A 22,938-nucleotide genomic window follows, 5' to 3' on the forward strand; every position below is an offset into this window, starting at 1 on the left:
GTCATGGGATATACAGAGGAATTGAAAGCCTTACGCAAATCGTTAAGAATAAAAGAGGATAAAAAAGGGTTAACACACACGATTAATAAAAAGTGTCCAATCTTTCCATTTCCAACTCGTAACCCAGAGCGTGCGAAATTTTCTAGAGGCTTTGAAGGTGTTACAGGGGAATTTGCCCGTATCGTGAGTGGAAATGTATTAGACCAAGAAATCGAAATGGAATCGGTCATTAAAAAAATAAGTGATACGGTGAATCCTGATGAGAAGGATTTACCTTACTTTAATCGCTTGATTCGAATGTTTTTATCAGATGACCTACAAACCATGAAAATATTTCATCCGCACATCTATCAATATCTTCCTTTGACATCTGGGAAAGAAGCAAAAGGTGAAACCAATATAGCCATATTTATTCGTGATGTACTCTTACAGAATGAGCAATATATCCAGGAGTTTTTCACGAAATCAGAAACTGATCACCTTATGTCTAAATTGATACTAGATCAGCTTGACTATTTAAAGGAAAAGAGTCATACAAAACGTTATCACATTATGATGCCAATGATTTCTGACCTTTTTGAAGAGGATATCAAATTCCTTATGCAGCATAAGGATTACTTTATTGAAAATATTAATATGTTTTTAGCGTATTATTATTTCTTCTATATTACCCAGCTCACATTAAAGCTGAATCAAACGAAGAAAGCAGACTTTCATTCGGTAAATGAGGTTGTTTATACCCTCGATTGGGAAGGAGCCAGTAAAAGTCGTATTGGATATGAACGAGGGTATCAACGTATTAAAGATGCAGCTAAAAATATATTGGTTCATAATAACTGTTTAGAACATTTGAATTTTCTTCTTGATACTACAACGGCTAAAAGCTATGAAGGAATACGAGAAATCTTCCAGGATCTTTCTGAGGAGGAAAAACAGGATTTCCTAAATGTATTAAAAACATGGATAGGAGAGTATCGATATCATGTATCGCTACTTCCCTTAGAAACATTAGCGGATGATTTTGATGGCCTTGTAGACCAGCTGTTTTTAAGCCTAGATGAAGGTGTGCCAAAAGAAACGAAGACCCGTTTTGCTTTATCTATTGAAGAAATCGGGAAAAGATATTTCCTGAAGACACGTGGGGTACTCGGCTACATGCTTAATATATCCCAGGATTTTCTATTATTATTAACCACAATAAGTGTGAAAGATGAACGCAAATCTTTAAAAGATGTCTTTCGTGAATTTGAGAAGAGAGGCGTGTTTTTTGACCGCCATTCTCAAGATGAGGTTGTACAACTATTTGATAAACTAAATCTTTTGGATAAAAAGAGTGATAGTGGGGATGCACAATATGTTAAACCAGTTCTATAATTATCTCTCAGAAAAACTAATTGCTTTCTTTGAAGATCAATCGTTATCAGGAGGAGAAAGGTTTTATCTGCAATTTGATGACGAGAATCAAGTTCGCCAATTTTATGATGCTCTAGGAAAGCATGATTATGCGGACAGTTTCATTTATCAGCATGAACATGGTTCCCCTTATGAAACATTTGGGTTAAAAATTGGAGAAGTTACCGTAGTCGTTGCAGCAACCGTTAATCATGTAACTCCTGACTTTTTAGTAACCCTCCGTAATAAGGTAGGGGAACAGCAAGAAGACTGGGAAAATACAGCGTTATTAAGTATTTGTCATGAAACTCTAGATAGTATTCGTGGGGGAAGCAGTGACCTTCAAAAGGAAGGAATGCCCTTTCATGTAAAATCAATCACTAATACGTTAAAGCAGGAAATTGAAAATTCAAGTCTGTCCAAAACGGAAAAGGAAATCGCTAAGTTTCACCTGAATAAAAAGCTAGAAGACATTATCCTACAGCCGGCCTTGGTAGATTTTGCAGAGGTCCTCGGGTTACTATCACAAGGAAGTATTGAGAAGAAGGACTATCCATCATTAGGTCTTTTTTATGATGAACAGTTAGACCAATATACTCCGTCCCAAGTAAGAAAAAGGCTGGAGGAAAACCATAGTTATTTTGAAAAGGTACAACACATACATGAATACGAAAATTTGGAACAGCAACTTGAAAAGAGCTTTGATGATAAAGGTGTGACGCAACTCAAGAAGGATGACTGGCAAGCCTTAGATTATTCCTTTGTAAAAGAATCAAATGAACGGTTAATTGAAGAGGACAAGAAGGTTTTAGAATATATTGAAATGGTGGATAAACAAACAAAGGAAGGACTTGTTTTTTGGGAAAAACCAATACGGGATACAAAAGCAGGTAATCGTAAACGACACATCATTATTTTTAATCCAGAACGAAAAGAAGAGATCAACCTTCAATTCTCTTTTGATGAGTTTTTAAAGCAGGAGTTTATAAAAAATAAGACAAAGGCTCACGTTGAAAAATCCGGGAAAAAGTTAAACGTACAATTATTTCATGATGCGGGAAATACGACATTCTACAAATTTACCTATCAACACAAAAACCAAACAAAATCGACCTATGACTTTCAAATTGCTATTGTTGAATGTCCCCCTACATTTTTAGAGCCTATTCAAACGCTATATGAAGTGAAACAGAATGAAAAAAGGATTATTATACATGGCGAAGGGAACAACGTATTCATTGGTCAAGATCAACAAAATGCCAATGAATACGACGTAGAAGAGCCAGATGAAGTCATTGAGTTAGCTTCAGAAGAGGAAGGAATTGAAATCTCTGAAGCATCAGCGGCTTGGTCAGATGATTCTCTCAAGTTTACGATCAAAATCAATGAATATACGCTTCCATTTAAAATTAAAGACCAACTTACGAGAACACCAGCTGTATTAGGGAAACAAATATGGAAAATGAAACGTGAAAGGAAGGCTCACTTCACATTTGAGAATGATCAACTTCAGCAAGGAACTTTGGTTTACCATCCACGTGAAGAATTCAAGCGTTATTTACAATTAGAAAAAATGTGGATGAATCAAGGAATGCACTTTGCGAAGCTTGGTTCTACAGGTTTAGAAGCAGAATACTTGAATATCCCAAGTAAACTTAAGGATGCTTATGAACACCTGTTAGATTTATATCGTTCAAAACATTTATTGCCAAGCTTAGCTTATTTAGAAGATCAGCTTCTTGAGCAATCGAAAAAGTATGTAGATATTTATAATTCGTGTGTGCGTGCTGTTGAGGAAAACTCTATCTTGACAAAGGAAGAGAAGAATATCTTTAAACTTGGAACGATAGAGGAAGCAAATCGGATTTACTTAACACCTCTACATCCATTAAATGTAGCCTATCAAATCGCGTTCCATGAGCAAATAAGTGGAGAGCAGTTAGAGCATCACATCTTAGATCGGTTAAGACCAAACAATCTCCTTCCTTATGTATTTGGAAATCAGGATGAGCTCTATCGCCCTATTATCCAGCATCATGCAAGTGAGTGGGTTGTTTATGAGCCATTAAAAAATGTGACGGTCGGGGAATCGAATGCCTATTTGGCCAATGTTGTAGAAGAAAAGCTGCAACAGTTTGTGGAGCACTTTAGCTATTTATTTTTAACTGGTTCAAACTCACCATTTAAAATAAATGTTATCAATATTACGAATGATGAGGAGGTCCTTAGAGGGATTTTCTATTTTGTAAAGAAACGGATCGAAAAATATGGGCCCCATCAAGTCATTCCATTAGACATTGCATTGTATCAGGAAAACGATTATGTCAGTGCGTTTGAAACCTTCTCATTATATGATGATGTGGAATCCATAGAAGAAAGATTTGATATATCCTTAGAGTCTAAAAAGCTTGATCCAGCTGATATGCTTCGTTTTGTACGAGAAAATATTCGTTATTACAAACTAAAAGACACAGAAGACTACAACTATGCCCATATATCCTTTTACAAAATGATATCTCAGGATAGTTATGCTAAAGATAATATACAGGAAATGGAAACTGGATTATCCTTACATGGACTACTTTCCTCTGTGACGTCTGCTACGGGCAGACAGGATTATCGAACAGGGTTTGGAATAAAAAATGTACTCGAGCCGGAAAATCAACTGATTGAAACGGCCTACTGCTTAAATGAACTTGCTAGTAACTTGGAAAATGAAGGAAGCAGCCCATATCGAAAGAACGAAGCCATCGTGACTCGCACAACTTCCTTTAAAGAAGAGACGTTAGATGCTTTGTACGATTCATCTTATTGGGTTACATTTATTGATCCTAATGTCGATCTAGACTTCTTTCAAAGATCAGAGCGTGATTTGCTCATTATCCATTATAGTGATCAGTATTCGTATGATCAGTATGATGCCATTACCGTTACAGACAAATCCTCGCAATATCGAAAAGTCATTAAGCAATATTTAGAGGATGAATATATAAAGGCAGAGGATGATCAAATCAATTTAGCTATAAGGGCCTTCAACGCGGTGAATGGAGAATGGCTTTTAAGAATTATTGGAAGTAAGGCGCAATTCTCACGAGAGAAATTAAGCATTATTTCGGCCTTAAAATATGCATTAAGCTTTTTAGACCACGAGCGTATTATTTGGATACCTATATCGTTAGAAGAAATTCTAAGGGTAGCAGGTGTGGTTAACCTAACGAAAAGTGCTGGAATCTTTTCAGCAAAAAATCTTGGGGTTAAAGGTTCGACAAGTGACGATCTCCTACTAATCGGACTTGAAATAACAGAGGATCAAAAAGTGTATTTTCATTACTATCCTGTAGAAGTAAAGGTTGGTTTAAACCAATCTTCAACGATTGCTAAGGCTAAAGAACAGATTTCAACTACTCGCAGCTTATTGGATGAGCAACTAAAAGAGGTCGATGAAAATGGTGATAAAATCTTTAAAAATGCGTTCTTTAGAAATTTCTTTGTTCAATTATTCTTAGCCAATGCCCAAAAATTCCTAGCTAATGGTCTGTGGCCAGAGAAAAACTTTGAGGATATTGAGAAGGTGAAGGATATTCTCCTCAACGATAGCTATCAAGTAGGTAACCATTTACGCCCTAATATTGGCGATGGGATGGTACTTTCTTTCAAGAATGAAGCAACGTGGAGATCAGCAAAAATCGAGGATCGTTCATTGCTGTTACAGCTTTCTGAAGAGGACGCATATTCAGGTGTGATTGAAGAGGTTGAAACCATCAAGTCGAGAATTCATCAAGGAAAAACAGATATAAATACGAATATTTTATTGGCTAATAACTATGGCCAGACTCCTCAGGCCACAGAACATGCAGAGCCAGTAACAGACGAAAAGAAAGAACCTGAAACGAAACAACCAAATGAGAAAGAGCTGTCAAAAGAAAAAACTGAAAAAGAGAAAAAGCCAGTGCCTGATAACGAGGATCCAGTTCAACCAAACCCCGAGGAGGAAAAGGATGAGCAGCCAGTAGACCTAGAAGATGTTCGTGTATTATTAGGAACTGTCGAAGGATCCAAGCACAAAGTCTACTGGGAATATGGCCATAAAGATTTAGCTAATCGGCATATTCTTATTTCAGGGAAATCTGGACAAGGAAAAACCTACTTTATGCAGTGTATGCTGATGGAACTGGCAGCGAATAATGTTTCAAGTATTATTTTTGATTACACAGGCGGTTTTAAGAAGTCTAAGCTAGAACCTGAGTTTAAGGAATTTTTAGGAGATAAGCTTGAACAAATTTTAGTAGCTAGAGACAACTTTCCAATAAATCCTTTTAAACGAAATGAGAAAGAATTGGATGAGGACGAATTTATTGAAGAAGATTTTGCTGATGTAGCTGATCGTATGAAAAGTGTATTTGCGGCTATTTACACAGATTTAGGCATTCAGCAGCTCAATGCTATTTATCAAGCCATTGTTAAAGGTATGCAGAAGCATGGAGATAGCATGAACCTAGAACTACTTCGACAAGAATTAGAGGAAGATAACTCAGGTTCAGCTAAAACTGCATTATCCCAATTAAATCCTATGATTGATAAGAATCCATTTGATAGCTCCCATGATTTTAATTGGGGAAAGCTTGAAGAAGATAAAGGAAAAGTTTTGGTGATTCAACTGACTGGCTTTGCAAGTGATGTCCAAAAAATGATTACAGAGTTTATCCTATGGGATTTATGGCATTATAAGCTTCAGCATGGAGATCAGACGATTCCAATGCCAGTTGTTCTAGATGAGGCACAGAATCTTGATCATAGTGAAAAATCCCCAAGTGCCAAAATCCTAACAGAAGGAAGAAAGTTTGGCTGGTCTGGCTGGTATGCGACACAATTCTTGAAAGGTCAACTGAATACAGATGAAATTGCACGTTTACAAAACTCAAGCCAGAAAATATATTTCTTACCACCAGAAAACGAAATCTCTACGGTGGCATCCAACCTTTCTCATGACAACGCATCAAAGCGAGAATGGGAAAGACGATTGGCTGCTCTTAATAAAGCGCAGTGTGTATCCTATGGACCAATGCTAGGTAAAGATGGTTCATTAAGACAAAGTGAGCCGGTTATTGTTAATATTTCTTCTTTAGAAGAGCGGATTAGGTTGTTGGGGGAGAAGGAAAATTGATAAAAGCCTTTTAAGTAATGGAAGGAGTGCTAATTGTTAGCACTCCCCTCCTTTTACATTCAATTCAAATTTTAAGAGAACGCTATATCTAATAAACATCACTCACTACTTGTTAAATATTGATACAGCTTATAATCAATACTCTTCTCCATAACCATATTCATGCACACAACAGGTTTATAGCTATCCTCCATTTTTGTTTGTTTTATTGTATCCTGATCTATATCTGCTTTACCTAAATAATAGAAGTCTTTCCCCTCGTCATCATCCTTCTTAACAAAAATGTGAACATCAATGTTATTCTCTTTTGCTTGAATAATCTCTTGTACTTCCTTTGATTTTAATGTGCGATTACTTCTTGTGAACCACCTGAGTATATCCTGATTAACAAATTCATCACCATAATCAACGCTAGAATCAACATCTTCATCTTTGTGATAGGTGATAAATATAGGGGTGGTTTGATATTTTGTTTTATAACCATACATCGTTCCCTTTTCATCATTCTCCCAATTTAGTAATCTACAGACATCTTTTCTTGAATACTTTTGATATAGAGTAAGTGGCTGTTCACTAATGTAGGTTCTGTTCTTCAATTTAGCACTTTCTATAATATCTGCGACAAATATCTTAAAATAATTATTCTCATTTAGACTCTTACGAACGTATGGATTGAAATAAAAGTTGTTATTATCGTCTAAAATAATAACAGGTTGGTTGCCATATTTATTTTGATCAACAGAAGTGAAAAATGACAAATTAAAGATTCTTTTTACTGATTGCAGTGTTGCTTCATTAACATAACAATTTTCACGCTCTAATTGATTGATATATTCTTTTTTAGAAATCGTGTCCTGCTTAAAAAGCAAGTCTAATAATATGATTTCATGCTTTCTTTTCCCATTTAAGACTTCTTGTGAGAGCATAGTTAGTACTTGGTTTTCGTACTGTGTGAAAGAAGGAAGCTCTTCTCGCATTTTTATCAAAAACTTATAGTAGTTTTCGAATTTTTCGATAAGTACTAAAGGATCAATTGAATGGTTGGTAATAAAGTCATATAAATAAGGTACTCGTCCAATTTTATTTTTTAATTCGCTATATGAATCTTGTAAAATTTTTATAGAATTAAGTGTGCTATTTTTGATAGATTTGAAAATTTGTTTTTGAGCAATTTCCTCAAAGTTAACCGTGGAAACTCCTTTTATATAACTTGTATCATTCAAACGTCTTCGAATATTATCTTTGTTTTGTGATTGGTCGCCAGACAGTGCAATAGGAATTAAATAGTTATTTTTGTAATTACCGATGAAATCAATGATAGTTACAAAGTCTTTTGACTCATGCTTACGCAGACCTCTTCCTAATTGCTGGACAAAAACAATGCTGGATTGGGTCTGTCTTAACATAACGACTTGGTTTATACTTGGTATATCAATTCCCTCGTTAAAAATATCAACAGTTAAAATATAATCTAATACTCCATTTTCTAATCGATTTACTTGATTCATTCTTTCTTCTTGCGAATGATCTCCAGTTAATGCAACGGTGTTGTAACCCTTTTGATTCAATGATTTAGAGAGTTCTTTAGCCTCATCTTTTCGACTACAAAATATTAAACCTTTAACCTCTTCGCCCGAATGTCCATAATACTCGATTTTATCAATAATATGATTAACTCGCTCCTCTGTTACAAGTTTTGCTAAAGAGGCTGTATCATCTAGAAGTTCACCATTTAATTCAAAATCAGTTACCCCAAAGTAATGAAAAGGACAAAGCATATCTTCCTCGAGAGCTTCTTGTAAACGAATTTCATAAGCAATATTATAGTTGAACAACTCGTAAATATTAAAATCATCTGTACGTTCAGGAGTAGCCGTCATCCCAAGCAGAAACTCAGGAGAAAAGTAATCAATGACTTTTAGATAAGACTGTGCTCCTGCTTTATGAACCTCATCAATTAAAATGTAATCAAATTCGTCTTTTTGAAACCTTCTTAAGTTATCGTCTTTTGAAATACTCTGTATTGTTGCAAATAAATACTTTGCATTTGTTTGTTTATTAGAACCGGATAGAATTCCAAAGTCTTTGTCAGGACCTCCCATTACTCTTTGGAAATCAGATTTTGCTTTTTCTAATATTTGTTCCCGATGAACAATGAATAGCATCCTGTTTGGTCTATATCTTCTGACATCAAATGCAGAAAGATAAGTCTTTCCAGTACCAGTTGCTGAGATAACTAATCCTTTATTCTCTTTAGACTCTCGTAGAGCCTGAATTTGTTTTAATGCCATTTCTTGCATTTTATTTGGTGTGATCTTAATGGAGTCTTTTAGTGCATTTTGTTCATATTCAGAAGGAAACTCTATTACATTTTCTACAAGTCTTTGATCTGAATTTTGATTATATCTTTTTTCGTATTGTAAAATCCAATGCTCTGTTAATGGTTCTGCGTCTTCCCAAATTTCTTCAAATTGATTTTTAAAGTGATGTATGATCTCACCATTCTCATGAGATGTCAATTTTACGTTCCATTCATAATTTTGCTTTAGGGCATGTGCAGTTAAGTTAGAGCTTCCAACTATTAAGGAGTAATACGTATGATTATCAAAAATATATCCTTTAGAATGAAAGCCTTTAGTAGTAGTTAACCTAACTTCCACATTTGTTATTTTTAGTAGTTCTTTAAAAACTTTAGGTTGATTAAAATATAAGAATGTCGAGGTTAAAATTCGACCATTTACACCTTTCCTTTTTAGATCATATAAATGGGACTTAAGAGTAGCTAACCCACTATCGGTAATAAATGCAACAGAAAAAAGAAAGGATTTACATCGATCTAATTCTTCTAAGAGGGAAGGGAGGACCTGTTGTTTCTGCTTCGAATCATTGACTAACAATTCTGGCTTGTATCGGTCATACTTGTTGTGTTTATAGTTTATAAATCCTTTATGTAAAGAGGCTTCTAAATTTTCCAGAAATCCTGACATATAAACACCCTATCTAATAGTTTATTTTGGCTATATTTTAATATTTTACCATTTTTGTTTCAAATCAAAATAATAAGCTACTCACTTTTTGCTGGTGAATAGCTATTTTTAAAGTTAATCTATCGTAATGGTGTTTTATTTGATAATTTTTCTATAGCTGGAATGTCAGCAGGTGCCCAATCTAACTCAGGTAATTTTTCGGGTATCAGCCATTTAATCTCCTTATGTTCAGTTAATGTTGGCTCCTTATCCAAAAGTTTACAATAAAAGGTGGTTAAATGAACAATGCCAAAATCATATTCATAAACGGTTTGATCTATTTGTTCACCTATCTCTATTTCGCAACGCATTTCTTCCTGTATTTCTCGTTTCAGCGCTTCTTGAGTTGTTTCTCCTTCTTCAATTTTACCTCCTGGAAATTCCCATTTTAGAGGTAATGATTTTTCAGGTCCTCTTTGTGCACAAAGAATTTTCCCATTTTTAACTAAAACCGCTCCAACTACGTATATATCTTTTTTCATACTTGGCCTCCTATTAAATGTTCGATAACTATACTCTAACATATTTGAAAGGATAAGGTTTATAGGGAGGAGGAGAAGAGTGCTTTCATAAAAAATAACGATATATCAATAATTTTTTATTTGATTTACATATAACTCTGTATTCGTCATGATAATTACAACTTTTCCTAAATACGTAAATGAGCCACAAATGTGTTTTGTACCTTCCCACAAAAAAACATAAAATATAAAACTTTAATATTAGATTCCTGTACATATAATCCTGAAGTTGGTTTCGCTATAATAATGCTTAACGAAAAAATCATTCGAACAGGATATCTTCTATAAAACGTTCAGGACATTTAATTTTTCAGTTTGAAGGAGGGTAATCTTTTTATCATTAACTTTTGTAACCGCTTACGAAGTTGTGAAAAGTTTTAAAAGGGGAGTGAATGTATGTACAGAACCATGGATGGAGAAGAGATCTTTATTATTGATGCCCATATTGCTTTGTGGGATGCAAGTAAGGAAAATCAGTTGAATGTACATGGACAGCAATTTATTGACTGTTTTTATGATTATCAGACGAGTCTGAGTCCTCAGGAATTTTGGTGGGATAAAGAAGATTTTTTAAAGTACAGTGAAGATCGTTTGATTAAGGATGTATTTCATAAAGGGTACGCGGATATGGCAATTTTCCAGCCTGTTTTGCTGAAGGAATTCTATAAAAACGGGTTTGGGGACATAGAAAATAGTCAAAAGCTGACTCAGACTTATCCGAATCGACTTATTTGTAATGATACCTTTGATCCGCGTCATGGGAAACGTGGCTTAGAAGAGTTAGAGAAGTCGAATGAACGCTACAGTCTCAAGGGTGTAAAGCTGTATACTGCTGATTGGTATGGTGATTCCAAGGGATATAAACTTTCCGATGACTCAACCTACCGTTACTTAGAAAAGTGCCAGGAATTAGGAATTAAAAATATCCACATTCATAAAGGACCTACGATTACTCCACTTAATCGTGATGCGTTTGATGTAGCAGATGTTGATGACGCAGCAACCTCATTTCCAGAATTGAACTTCATTGTTGAACATTTAGGTTTACCTCGATTAGAAGACTTCTGCTGGATTGCAACCCAGGAAAAAAACGTATATGGCGGTTTATCCGTGGCTATGCCGTTTATTTATGCACGTCCGAGATATTTTGCAGAGATTATGGGTGAATTACTCTTCTGGTTAGATGAAGACCGGATCATTTTTGGTAGTGACTATGCAATCTGGGAACCTGGCTGGTTAATTGAGAAGTTTATGGAGTTTGAGCTTCCAGAGGATATTAAACAAGAAACAGGTGCTGAATTAAATTTAGATGTGAAGAAGAAAATTTTGGCGGGCAATGCTGCACGTTTGTACGACATTGATATTGAGGCACAAAAAGGAAAGATTAATAATGACAGGCTTGCTCAAGAAATGAATCTATCAAGTGTTTAATTCGATTTTCCAGTTGAGAGGATGTTGGTATGTCAAAAAAGCAGGACGTAATGGAAAAGCTGGATAAAGTCTACGATCCCGAGCTTGATCAGCCTTTAACAGATTTAGATTTTATTGATGATATAACCATTGAAGGATCTGATGTTGAGGTAAAATTTCGGCTTCCGACTTATTGGTGCTCCCCAAACTTTGCCTATATTATGGCTGAGGATATTAAGGAGTATGTTTCAGAAATTGATTGGGTTAAAGAGGCGCGGGTGACACTGGATGATCACTGTGCATCTGATGAAATTAATCATGGAGTCGCACAGGGGAAGCAATTTAGCCAATCTTTTGAGGGCCAGACTACTGGAGATCTGGATGAATTGAGAAAAACCTTTCGAATAAAGGCTTTTTATTCAAGACAGGATCGATTCGTTCGTCATCTGTTGAACAAGGGATTTTCTAAAGAAGAACTTGTTCGATTGACGCTGCAGGAGTTGGAAGATATCACACTTTCTGAGGAAGGAATCCATTTACGTGACAAATACTTACAGAAAAAGAAGGAATTAAATCATCCCGGGACTTGTATAAATGCAATAACGGATCCCGAGGGGAATGCCATTACCATAGATGATTTATCAGATTACTTATTAGGAATAAAGACCACCAGGTTAAGTATGGAGTTTAACGGACATTACTGCAGAGGTCTTTTGGAAGCTCGTTACCATTTAGAGAAGACAAATTAAGATGTGCTGATTAGTGCTTCATGCATTAATAATAAATTTAAGGAAAGGTGATAGAATGAGTAAAAATGTATTGATTATTACGGGAGATGCTGTAGAAGCTTTAGAGGTTTTTTACCCTTATTACCGCTGTGTAGAGGAAGGAATTGACTGTACGATTGCTTCACCAGTTAAGAAAAAGCTTCAAACAGTGGTTCATGATTTTCTGCCGGAAATGGACACATTTACAGAAAAATGGGCGTATAAAATTGATTCTCATGCAGCAGTGGAGGATGTAAACCCAGCTGATTACGATGGATTAATCATACCAGGCGGTCGCGCGCCGGAATACATTCGGATGGATAAGAAGGTTCAGGAGATTGCTGCACATTTCCTGTCTGAAGATAAGCCAGTCGGTGTCATCTGTCATGGACAACTCGTTTTGACCCCGATAAGAGAGCATGTAAAGGGACGTGAATTAACAGCTTATTCAGCATGTCAACCAGAAGTGGAAGCTGCAGGAGCAACCTATATCAATGAACTCATACATGTAGATAAAAACATTGTATCTGGTCATGCATGGCCTGAGCTTCCTTTATTCATGCGCGAATTCTTTAAGATTTTAGGCGTTACAGAAGGTGTGAAAGCATAGGAGAGGTGCCTGTCACCACCCGAAAAATCTTGTTTCACAAAATGTCTCACAGAAGGTCGGCAATCTATTCTAGTGATTTTCACAAGATACATCTTCCATAAAGAATCTTCATTGAAGATTCATAAAGTAGCCCCTCAAGGCAGCAGAACACCGAGGGGCTATTTTTTATTTTCACTTCAAATAAATCCGAACCTGATGACGGATTACAATCATTTGAAGTTTTTATCCGTATTCATGCAGGCAGGATTTTCCGTTTTTTTGTTCAAATAGATAAGATACAGACTTAAACGGAGGTGAATCTATGCAGCTTCTCCCTGAACTTGCCAATAAAATCATCTATGAAGTTCGTGTCATCCTGAACGAAAATCTGATTGTGGTAAATAAAAATGGTACGATTGTGGCCTCGACCGATGAAAGTCGAATTGGTAGCTTTCATGAAGGAGCAAGAAACGTAGTCAAGACTGGCGAGAAATTGTATATCACACCTGAACGAGTAAAGGAATTAAAAGGCACAAAGCCAGGCATTAATTTACCTGTGAAGTTTGATCATAAGGTTATTGGGGTTATCGGAATTACTGGTAATCCAGAGGAAGTTGAACCTTATGCTGATTTGCTGAGGAAAATGACAGAATTAATCATTCAGGAATCCTATCATTTGGAACAAAAAGAGTGGGAGAAAAGAGGTCTGGAAGCCTATTTTTATGAATGGATTTTTGCCAGGGAAGTTGATGAAGATTTCATCCATAGAGGGCAGATGTTGGGAATATCAATTGGAAATCCTTATATGTGTATTTTGATTCAGGTACATACAGAAAATGAGATTCCGGAACTTCATATGGAATCAAATGTCTTGAATTGGTTTCAAAGTCAGTTTCCGAAAGGTGGGGAAGATTTTCTTATCCGCTGGGGAAAAGGAAGATTTTTATTAGTGAAAAATAAAACTCCTGAAGTGAAAAAGGAATTTTTAACGTATCATTTTGATCGATGGCGGCGTTATTTTCTAAACCATTATAAATGTGTGCTTTCATTTGGAGTCAGCAAGTCCGTCGCTAAATTATACATCAATCAAGTATATACAGAGGCAGAGAAGGCTTTACAGGCTGCCGGAAAAAGTGGGGAAATTTTATTTTATGAAGATTTACAATTGGATATTATTCTTTCCGAAGCCTGTGAGCAGGCACAAGAGGAATTCGTATCCAGGACACTCCAAAATGTATTAAATAATGATGAATTACAGGATACCCTTGTAGCTTATTTACTTCAAAATCAATCGATAAAAGAAACCTCAAAAAAATTACACATACACACCAATACCCTACATTACCGACTTAAGCAAATCACCGAACTTACAGGGCTCGACCCGAAAAACACAAAAGGGGCCACATTGTTTTATGTGGCACTTCATATTATTGGAAAAGTATAGAATGTTTACCCAGCATGTTCCTTGTTGCGATATTCATAAGCTTCAAGTAAATAATCAACAATATGGACCGCTCTCATTTGGTGAGCCATTCTTTCCTTTTCAATGCCCATTTTCATTTGCAAAAGGCATCCCGGGTTTGCCGTAACAATGACATTTGCTTGGGTTTCCTGTGTCCGCTTCATTTTATAGTCTAATATTTGCATAGACATTTCGGTTTGCACCAGATTATAGATTCCGGCAGATCCACAGCATCGACTGGCATCTTTCATTTCTACATAATCGGCACCTTGAATACTCTGAAGCAATTGTCTTGGTTCCATGAATGTGTGCTGCCCATTTTTTAAATGACAGGAATCCTGATAAGTGACGACTTGCTGGGGGAGTTCCAATGGCTGCTTATGAAAACCCAATTCAATCAACAGACTGGAAATATCTTTTATTTTACGATCAAAGGATGCTGCTCGATCCTTCCAGTCCTCTTCATTCTTTAAAAGGTGATGATAGTCGTTTAAAAAAGCTCCACACCCACCGGCATTGGTAATGATATAATCAACATTAAGATGCTCAAAGGCTTCAATGTTTTTCTTAGCCATTTCTTTTGCCTGCTGTTTTTCTCCGCTATGACCATGGAGCGCACCGCAGCAAATCTGATTATTAGGAATAACAACTTCACACCCGGCGTATTGTAAAAGTTTGATGGTTGATTGATTGGTAGATAAAAAGAGAGAGTCCATTAAACACCCTGTAAAAAAAGCCACTCTTTTCTTATTGCTGGATAGAGGCATGAGAACTTCATATCGATCCTTAGCCGTTTTCATCTTTGGTACCATAGGAAGGGATTTTTCCATAAGCCTGAATGCAGATGGGAGAATTTTTGTTAATTTAAATTTATGTACGAGCTTTTGGATTTTGAACTTTTGATAGAATCGTAGTAGCCCCGCTAATCTTCTTAAACGCTTTGGCTTGGGAAACAGGCCTTTAAAAGCGATTTTTCTTATCATTCTTTTGAGGAGCGGTGTTTTTTGGTTTTGATAAATAATATCCCTTGCTTCTTCCAGTAATTGACCGTATTGAACTCCTGATGGACATACAGGTTCACAGGCCCGACAGCCAAGGCACATATCAAGAGATTTTTTTACTTCTTCATCTGGTTCAATGTCGCCATCCACGACTCCTTTCATTAATGCGATGCGTCCCCTTGGAGAATGGGCTTCATCCTCTCCGGTCTCAATATAGGTGGGACAGCTCGGCAGGCAAAACCCGCACTTCATGCAGTTTAGAAGTTCGTCATAGTCCATTCTCTGCTGGAACTCTTCCTGAATTCTAGCTTTCTCCTGCGTATTCACGATTGATCACCACTCTTTTTTGATTATGATTGATAAACATCTTACCAGGGTTCATGATCTGATTAGGGTCCAGGGCAAATTTTAGCTGTTTCATCGCATTTAAGCCTGTGTCTCCTAATTTCAAATGAAGGTATGGAGATTTCATAGCTCCAACTCCGTGTTCTCCTGTAATGGTTCCACCTAATTCAATAGCTTTCATAAAAATTTCCTCAAAGGCTTTTTCCACGCGTTCAATTTCTGCTTCGTTTCGGACATCTGTGAGGCAAGTAGGATGTAAATTTCCATCTCCGGCATGGCCAAACGTACAAATGTTCAGGTTATACTTTTTTGCGATAGTGTTAATAGCTTTGACCATATTCGCGATTTCAGATCGAGGTACAGTAGCATCTTCAAGGATAGTGGTAGGTTTTAAACGGGAAAGAGCAGAAAGAGCTGCACGTCTGGCTGTAGTGAGTGCCTCAGCCTCTTCGTTTGTTTGAGCAATGGTAACGTCAAATGCTTGATTTTCCTTACAAATGGAGGATATGTCGTGAATGTCTTTCTCAACTTTATGGGGGTCTCCATCTTGTTCAATGAGCAATACAGCTTTTGCGTGCGTCGGTAAACCAACCTTCGAAAAATCCTCAACCACTTTAATGGTAGGCTGATCTAAAAATTCGAGTGTGGCAGGAATGATTTTATGGGCAATAATTGCAGAGACGGCTTCAGCAGCCATTTGGATATCTTCAAATAAAGCAAGGGCTGTCTTTTTTGTTTGTGGAAGAGGCAAGAGCTTTAATGTTGCTTCGGTAATAATGCCGAGTGTACCTTCTGATCCAACTAACAGGCGTGTTAAGTCATATCCGGCAACGTCCTTTGCTAATTTGCCTCCTGTACGAATAATATCTCCATTTGGAAGGACAGCCTCTAACCCAAGAACATAATCCCTGGTAACCCCATATTTTAAACCCCGCAGGCCTCCGGAGTTTTCATTGATATTTCCGCCGATTTGCGAGACTTTTAGTGAGCCTGGGTCTGGTGGATAAAAAAGCCCTCTTTCTTCCACTTGGTTGATAATTTCCTGTGTAATTACGCCTGGTTGTGTCGTAATGGTTAAATTCTCCTCATCAATCTCAAGAATTTTGTTCATGTTTTTCAGCAGCAGGACAATACCGCCTTCCAATGGCGTTGTACCCGCGCTGAGGTTGGTCCCTGATCCCCGGGGCACAAGCGGAATTTTATAATGATTACATATCTTTACGATTTGTGAAATCTCATCTGTATTGTTTGGAGCTACAACAGCATCCGGCATGGACTGAAACTGCGGGGTTGCGTCATAGGAGTATACAAGTTTATGGGTGTAGGAGTCCTGATAATTGTGTTCTCCTACAATTCTCAATAATTCCTGTTTGACTTTATCAGGTAACATGAAATGACTCCTTTGTTTATCATAGTACTTTTATTGTATTAAATAGGGGCAGGGATATTAATGTGTGATTGTACAGAAATGGAGATACAGGGGAGAAGTTTTTTTGTACTTTTACCTAAGAAATAAGATTCGTATAGCTTGGATAAAAAAACCCGCTATTCTTTAACTCAGAAGAAAAAGTTAAATAATAGCGAGTTTGCGTGTGAAACATTCCGTGAAACAAGATTTCTCGGGGAGTGACAGGTACCTTACGAAATCAACTTCAGCCCAACCGCCGAAGACAAAATCATGGTAATAAACAATATTCGCTTCCATTCCCGGGGCTCCCCATAGATGAGCATTCCCATTACAGTTGACCCCACAGTTCCGATTCCTGTCCAGACGCCGTAAACGGTAGCCATTGATAAGGTTCGCATGGCAAACCCCAGGAGTGTCAGACTAAGGCCAAAGGTAACGATAAGAATCACTAATGCATCCCACTTTTTCATGGCTAATCGCTTTAAATTAAGTACGCCTATGACTTCACAAATTCCTGCTATAATAATTGCTAACCATGCCATTTATGCTGTCTCCTTTGTTTCTGAAGATTCATTTGGTTCATTTGAGATTTGTTTTAACCCAATCACTCCAATGAGAAGAGTACTGATTAATAGGATCTTTAATAGATTAAAAGGTTCCCCGTATACAATAATTTCCACCAGCACTGTTCCGGCTGTTCCAAGACCCGCAAATACAGCGTAAAGCGTTCCTACAGGGAGGCGTTTTGCGGAAAGTGGTAAAAGGACAAACGTTGTTATAATGGCAATGATGGTAAACGTCCATTCGACTGTATTTCCTGAATGTTTAAGTCCGGCCACCCAGAATACTTCGAAACAGGAGGCTAATAGGACGTAAATCCAGTATCTGTTCATGTGCGTCACTCCTTATCAGATGATGCTAACCCTCGCCAATAAATCGGAAAGGAGACATTAACTCGTTCAAAAAATTCGTTTTTTCCGGTAAACAGAAGCTCGATGACGACTCCATCTACCAGCGTTATATAAGCGAGAGCAGCCTGGTAACTGTCTACGCCGGTAAGCTCACCATTTTTATGGTGATGTTTCATGAGTTTGACCAAAAGCCGCTGCATTCGGGCAATAAAGGCATTCACGATTTTTGAGACTTCCCCTCTAAAGTGCCAGGGTGGGAAAAAGCACATTCTTAATAATAGTTTTGCTGTATCAGATTGATAGAATCTATCCTCAATATAATCAAAAAATCCCAGTAATTTTTCTTTGATCGACTTTTGCCCGGATGATTGAAAATAGGAGAGGATATTTCTTCTTTCCAGACGAAAAACATACCTTACAACAGTAAGGAACAAGTCGTCCTTACCCTTATAATGGGAGTAAATAGTTGATTTTTTAATTCCTGTTTCCTTGGCAATTTCGCTTAAGGAAGCACCCTCATACCCATGCCTGGCAAAATGGGAAAGGGCAACATTACGAATTTTTTCTGAACTCACTTATTTCACCTACCTACCGTTCGGTCGCTTTATTTTCTCACAGGATATTTATAAAGTCAATGTGCTTGTTTTAGAGGTTTACAGGGGAGAATTTGGTTTTGATGAAGAAGAATTTTTATAGATTCCGAGAGTCCAAAGATTGAATGATTGCGGGACGATGGAACCTACGGAAGCAGGGAATGTCACCATAGCTGTTTTCGATGATACATGCGGAAATTTAATTCAGATTGCACAGATGAACGCTTGACGAATGTAAGGCAGCCCGGCAGCAATTCCACATTGGCGCTGTGAAACATTTTGTGAAACAAGATTATTCGGGTGGTGACAGGCACCCATCCGAGTGTGTAGAGATATTGGTCAATAGTTTGTTGATCAAAAATATATGTCTCATGATACGTCTGCCATCTGAAATATTATTATTTGGGAGATGAAGCATATGCATGAGGAAACGAGATTACCTCAAAACGGAAAGGAATTTGCACTGTTTTTAGCCATTATTTCAATAATCTCAGTGAATATTATCGCGCCTATTATTATGGGATTTGAATTTGGTTTTCACAAAGAGGTTTACTTTGAGACTTTGCAGGTTCTTCCGTTTGTATGGATAAGTGTTATTTTGCTGGTAACTCTTGTGGCAAATCCAATAGTGAATGAACTGTTACCAAAGTTTGTGGGACCTAAAGAGGGATTTAATGCGAGGGTATTATTTAATATCTTATTTAGTGTAACCATCTTGTCCATTTTACTTACAGTTATTGGATCCTGGATCGGATTGGGAGAAATTAGTTTAGAGCCGATCCAAACATTCTTTTATTCCTGGCCACGTAACTTTTTCATTGCATTTTGGGTGGAAGCCTTAATTGCTCAGCCAGCAGCAAGATTTGTCATGAAAAAATTACATGCAAGTCAATCCGTAAATAAAACAGCAAATGCGTAATGCTTCAGTTCGAATGACACAAGTAAACTGCTTCGCTATGATATATGTATTCATCAAAAAACCGCTATCTAAATCGATAGCGGTTTTTTTGATGCGGCGGCCCGTGAAACATTTTGTGAAACAAGATTTTTCGGGGCGTGACAGGCACCTAAACAGCCTGATCATCCTGTTTCTCGGTTTTATTAATAATCGATGTTCCAACAAGGTCGCCGGTAACGTTGAGTGCTGTACAGCCCATGCCTACCAGGGCGTCAATGGCTGTTAACAGGGCAACGGCTTCCATGGATAGGCCTAATTGCGCAAATACTGTAGCAATCATAACAATACCTGCTCCTGGTACACCTGCTGTACCGATGGATACGAGTGTTCCTAACACGACAATTTGTAGCATGTCCGGGAAGCTTAAGGTTTCACCCATAACGTTGGCAGCAAATACTGCAGAAATAGCGATTCGGATGGCAGCCCCATCCATGTTAACCGTGGCTCCAAAAGGCAGGCTGAACCCGTATAAACTTTTGGATAGCCCTAAGTTTCTGGCTGCATTCAGTGTAAGAGGAAGGGTACCTGAACTGCTTTGAGTAACAAAAGCAGTGATCATCGGTGTACGTGCCTGTTTGAAAAATTCACCTATTCGAACGTTAAACAGCTTCATGAAGATGATATAAATGACAAGCATACCTAATAAAGCAAGATACAAGACAAGGACCATGCTTCCCAATTCCTCCAGCGTATTCAGTCCCTGACTGCCGACTGTATTTGCAATGATCGCGAAAATTCCAATCGGTACATACTGCAGAATCGCCTTCATAATTGTTAAGGTAGCTTCGTTCAATCCATTTACAACCTTATATACCTGCTCTCCCAGCTCACTGTAATCTTTGGTTGAGCGTAAGTAGGAAATCGCAATACCAAAGGCAAGTGCTGTGAAGATGATTCCAAGCAAGTTCATCTCACTAAATGCTGTCACGATATTTTCAGGTACAATGTTTAAAAGTACGCTGATAAACCCGGGATTTTCCGGTGTTTCAAATTCCTCAGTTGGAAGAGTCATGCCTGTTCCAGGATTGAATAGGCTGGCCACTGCTAAGCCAATAGCAATCGCGAAGGCAGATGTAATCACATAATAAAGAAAAACCTTTCCGCCCATTCTGCCTAAATCCCCGATTTTAGTCTGATTGACCCCGACTATAAGGGTAAATAAAATAAGTGGAATAATTAAAAACTTAAGCAAGCGAAGTAACAGGTCTCCGAATGGGGACAGCACGGCCGCATCCGGTCCAAAGATGAAACCGACAATAATACCAAGTATAAGTGCAACTGTAATCTTTAAAATAAGGGATGCTTCGATATATCCCCGCCATATTGCTTTCATCTTTCAATCTCCTTTCTAAAATTATTTATTCCTATAAGTTTACTAGGAATTATAGATTTCTATGAAAATATAAGGTAAAAAAAGAAGAATGTCAAAACTTTTGCTTTTTTGTCCATAACCATTTATTTACCTTACATCAAGAGCTTCTAAACATGCACGATGTTTGTTTCATGGAAAAAACACCATGCGAGGGTTTCACATGGTGCTTTCCAGACTTAACAAAATGTATCTTTAGGTTTTGGCACGGATAAACCGAATAAAGGTCTAAGATACAGAGCAACAAAGGTTCCTCCCAGGGCTAAAACACCCCAGATATATCCGTGAAGACTGAAGGATGCAATTCCACCGAAGTAAGCTCCGATATTACATCCAAAGGCCAGACGTGCACCGTAGCCTAACAGAATTCCTCCAATGATAGAGGCCACTACATTTCCTGGGCGTAGTTTTGAAAACTTAAACAGACCGCCTGCTGCGGATGCAAGAAAGGCACCCAGGATGACACCAAGATTTAATACAGTAGTAGAATCTGCAAAAATAGAAGATTCAAGAGCAGCGGCATTTGCACCCTGCCAGTATCCCCAGCTGGCTACGTCAATTCCAAAGAACTGGGCTGCTTTAGATCCCCATAAAGCGAACGCTGACGTTACACCCCATGGTGCACCGCGTGTCATAAGTGTTAAGGCATTAAGCACGGCTAACACAATTGCAGCTGTAAACAGGGGCCAGGAACCTCGGAATATTCGCTTCCACCCTTTTTCACTAGGTAATGGAGGCATTTTGGGCGGACGTTTCTTCTTTTCCACTCTTAAAGTAATCCATGAGATTAGTCCGAATAAAGCGATCGAAACAATCCAGGCGCCACCATATCCAAGTCCTGTTGTCGTAGCTAATGATACAGGTTCAAATGCCGGCATTTCTTCTGTCCAGAATGGCAGATGATAGGCTCCTAGAGTTGATCCAACAATAAAGAATAATAGCGTAATAAACATAACAGAACGCCCGCCACCGACGGCATAAAGTGTACCAGACGCACATCCGCCCCCAAGCTGCATTCCAATACCAAATAGGAATGCACCGACGATAAGACTGACGCCAACGGGGGAAACGTAGCCTGAAACCTCATCACCAAAGAATGAAAATCCAAAGGCCAGGATAGGAGCAAATAGCGTAACGGCAACCCCCAGCATAACCATATGTGCACGTAAAGCCTGCCCATTTCCAACAGACATCAGCCTGCGGAAGGCGGAAGTAAAACCAAATCGTGCATGAAAGAGGGTATAGCCAAGCAGCAGTCCAATGACCAGCAGTAGTGGCTGTGCTCCATTTTGTGTCATCATGAGATAGATTAGTAACACAGCTCCAACCAGCAGTCCTCCAATGATTAATGGGGTTTGAGGCTTATTTAACGTTGACTGGTGCTTTTGCACGGGTTCAACCTTGTCTTGTTGTGTTTGAATATTTGCAGTTGCCATTTAAAAAACACCCTTTTCTTATGAGTTTGGTTGGTTTAATTCTGATTTACTTTATTTATAATACTCACATGTCAGCAACATGTCAAAGGAAAAATTTTAAGGACAGAGGAGCAGGCCGGGAATCCCTTATTAAGGGAGTGGCCTGTCCTTCTGTCCTGAATTTTAAGATTGGGCAAATTTTTTTATTTGCTCTTCAGGAATATATCCAATGGAACGATCTGCTTCCTCACCGTCTTTGACCAGGACAAGTGTCGGGATACTCTGAACCTTGAATTCATTTGCCAGGTCTGATGCCTGATCAACATCTACAGAGTAAAAGTCAACACTGTCCAGTTCATCAGCTGCTTTTGAGACCACCGGCCCCAGCATACGGCAGGCTGGTCACCAGTCGGCGGTAAATTGAAAAACAGCCGGCTTGTCCATACTCTTAATAAGGTTCTGATACTCTTCGGATGTAATGGCTTTAACCACCTTTTAACCCTCCTTCTCTTTTTATTCATGTCTAATTTTCCCTGCAGATGCTAAATATATCCTGAATCAATGAAATATTGAATCACCTTCCTCAATTCATCAAAATTCAACGTTT

Annotated in this window: 17 protein-coding genes and 1 pseudogene; 8 read left to right on the plus strand and 10 right to left on the minus strand. The window is 37.9% G+C overall.

Annotated features, from left to right (window positions below; genetic code table 11):
* The first annotated feature begins 3 nt into the window (after positions 1-3).
* The gene (gene dptG, locus ACZ5OK_RS05825) at positions 4-1,374 is read left to right on the plus strand and encodes a DNA phosphorothioation-dependent restriction protein DptG (protein ID WP_343840074.1); all 1,371 of its coding nucleotides are present in this window, start codon (positions 4-6) and stop codon (positions 1,372-1,374) included.
* On the plus strand, positions 1,355-6,556 hold the full coding sequence (dptH, locus tag ACZ5OK_RS05830; RefSeq protein WP_343840076.1) for a DNA phosphorothioation-dependent restriction protein DptH: 5,202 nt from the start codon (positions 1,355-1,357) through the stop codon (positions 6,554-6,556). The genes dptG and dptH overlap by 20 nt, the downstream gene beginning before the upstream one ends.
* A gap of 98 nt (positions 6,557-6,654) precedes the next feature.
* On the opposite strand, the gene ACZ5OK_RS05835 is transcribed toward dptH, so the two are convergent.
* Positions 6,655-9,543, minus strand: a complete 2,889-nt coding sequence (locus ACZ5OK_RS05835; RefSeq protein ID WP_343840078.1) for a DEAD/DEAH box helicase — start codon at positions 9,541-9,543, stop codon at positions 6,655-6,657.
* A 119-nt stretch (positions 9,544-9,662) separates the two neighbouring features.
* Positions 9,663-10,064, minus strand: coding sequence for a (deoxy)nucleoside triphosphate pyrophosphohydrolase (locus ACZ5OK_RS05840; protein ID WP_343840080.1), 402 nt, complete (start codon positions 10,062-10,064; stop codon positions 9,663-9,665).
* A 435-nt stretch (positions 10,065-10,499) separates the two neighbouring features.
* Between ACZ5OK_RS05840 and ACZ5OK_RS05845 the strand changes: the two genes are divergently transcribed.
* From ACZ5OK_RS05845 to ACZ5OK_RS05860, 4 genes are all read left to right on the plus strand, one after another.
* A complete protein-coding gene (locus ACZ5OK_RS05845) occupies positions 10,500-11,534 on the plus strand; it encodes an amidohydrolase family protein (protein ID WP_343840082.1) in 1,035 nt (344 codons plus the stop codon).
* A 29-nt stretch (positions 11,535-11,563) separates the two neighbouring features.
* Entirely contained in the window at positions 11,564-12,262 is a 699-nt protein-coding gene (locus ACZ5OK_RS05850) for an iron-sulfur cluster assembly protein (RefSeq protein WP_343840084.1), read from the plus strand.
* Positions 12,263-12,317: 55 nt separating this feature from the next.
* Positions 12,318-12,890, plus strand: a complete 573-nt coding sequence (locus ACZ5OK_RS05855; RefSeq protein ID WP_343840086.1) for a DJ-1/PfpI family protein — start codon at positions 12,318-12,320, stop codon at positions 12,888-12,890.
* 301 nt (positions 12,891-13,191) lie between these two features.
* Positions 13,192-14,313, plus strand: coding sequence for a CdaR family transcriptional regulator (locus ACZ5OK_RS05860; RefSeq protein WP_343840088.1), 1,122 nt, complete (start codon positions 13,192-13,194; stop codon positions 14,311-14,313).
* 5 nt (positions 14,314-14,318) lie between these two features.
* Here the strand turns inward: ACZ5OK_RS05860 and ACZ5OK_RS05865 are convergent, their stop codons facing one another.
* The 5 genes from ACZ5OK_RS05865 to ACZ5OK_RS05885 all read right to left on the minus strand — a co-directional run bounded on the left by ACZ5OK_RS05865 (position 14,319) and on the right by ACZ5OK_RS05885 (position 18,571).
* Entirely contained in the window at positions 14,319-15,659 is a 1,341-nt protein-coding gene (locus ACZ5OK_RS05865) for a (Fe-S)-binding protein (RefSeq protein ID WP_425542205.1), read from the minus strand.
* The gene (gene glcD, locus ACZ5OK_RS05870; protein ID WP_343840090.1) at positions 15,637-17,067 is read right to left on the minus strand and encodes a glycolate oxidase subunit GlcD; all 1,431 of its coding nucleotides are present in this window, start codon (positions 17,065-17,067) and stop codon (positions 15,637-15,639) included. The genes ACZ5OK_RS05865 and glcD overlap by 23 nt, the downstream gene beginning before the upstream one ends.
* 248 nt (positions 17,068-17,315) lie before the next feature.
* Entirely contained in the window at positions 17,316-17,627 is a 312-nt protein-coding gene (locus tag ACZ5OK_RS05875) for a DMT family transporter (RefSeq protein ID WP_343840092.1), read from the minus strand.
* The gene (locus tag ACZ5OK_RS05880; protein WP_343840094.1) at positions 17,628-17,978 is read right to left on the minus strand and encodes a DMT family transporter; all 351 of its coding nucleotides are present in this window, start codon (positions 17,976-17,978) and stop codon (positions 17,628-17,630) included.
* Positions 17,979-17,983: 5 nt separating this feature from the next.
* A complete protein-coding gene (locus ACZ5OK_RS05885) occupies positions 17,984-18,571 on the minus strand; it encodes a TetR/AcrR family transcriptional regulator (protein WP_343840095.1) in 588 nt (195 codons plus the stop codon).
* A 154-nt stretch (positions 18,572-18,725) separates the two neighbouring features.
* Between ACZ5OK_RS05885 and ACZ5OK_RS05890 the strand changes: the two are divergent.
* Both ACZ5OK_RS05890 and ACZ5OK_RS05895 read left to right on the plus strand, forming a co-directional pair.
* Positions 18,726-18,818: pseudogene (locus ACZ5OK_RS05890) on the plus strand (VOC family protein); the annotation flags it as partial.
* Positions 18,819-19,007: 189 nt separating this feature from the next.
* Positions 19,008-19,508: a hypothetical protein gene (locus tag ACZ5OK_RS05895; protein WP_343840096.1), complete on the plus strand. Its 501-nt coding sequence runs from the start codon at positions 19,008-19,010 to the stop codon at positions 19,506-19,508.
* 148 nt (positions 19,509-19,656) lie between these two features.
* Here ACZ5OK_RS05895 and ACZ5OK_RS05900 read toward each other — a convergent pair whose 3' ends face one another.
* The 3 genes from ACZ5OK_RS05900 to ACZ5OK_RS05910 form a co-directional block, all read right to left on the minus strand.
* The gene (locus ACZ5OK_RS05900; RefSeq protein WP_343840098.1) at positions 19,657-20,880 is read right to left on the minus strand and encodes a dicarboxylate/amino acid:cation symporter; all 1,224 of its coding nucleotides are present in this window, start codon (positions 20,878-20,880) and stop codon (positions 19,657-19,659) included.
* A gap of 215 nt (positions 20,881-21,095) precedes the next feature.
* Positions 21,096-22,352, minus strand: coding sequence for a YeeE/YedE family protein (locus ACZ5OK_RS05905; RefSeq protein ID WP_343840099.1), 1,257 nt, complete (start codon positions 22,350-22,352; stop codon positions 21,096-21,098).
* Positions 22,353-22,514: 162 nt separating this feature from the next.
* The gene (locus ACZ5OK_RS05910; protein ID WP_343840100.1) at positions 22,515-22,721 is read right to left on the minus strand and encodes a thioredoxin family protein; all 207 of its coding nucleotides are present in this window, start codon (positions 22,719-22,721) and stop codon (positions 22,515-22,517) included.
* Positions 22,722-22,938 lie beyond the last annotated feature (217 nt).

The organism is Salinibacillus aidingensis, assembly GCF_055393355.1.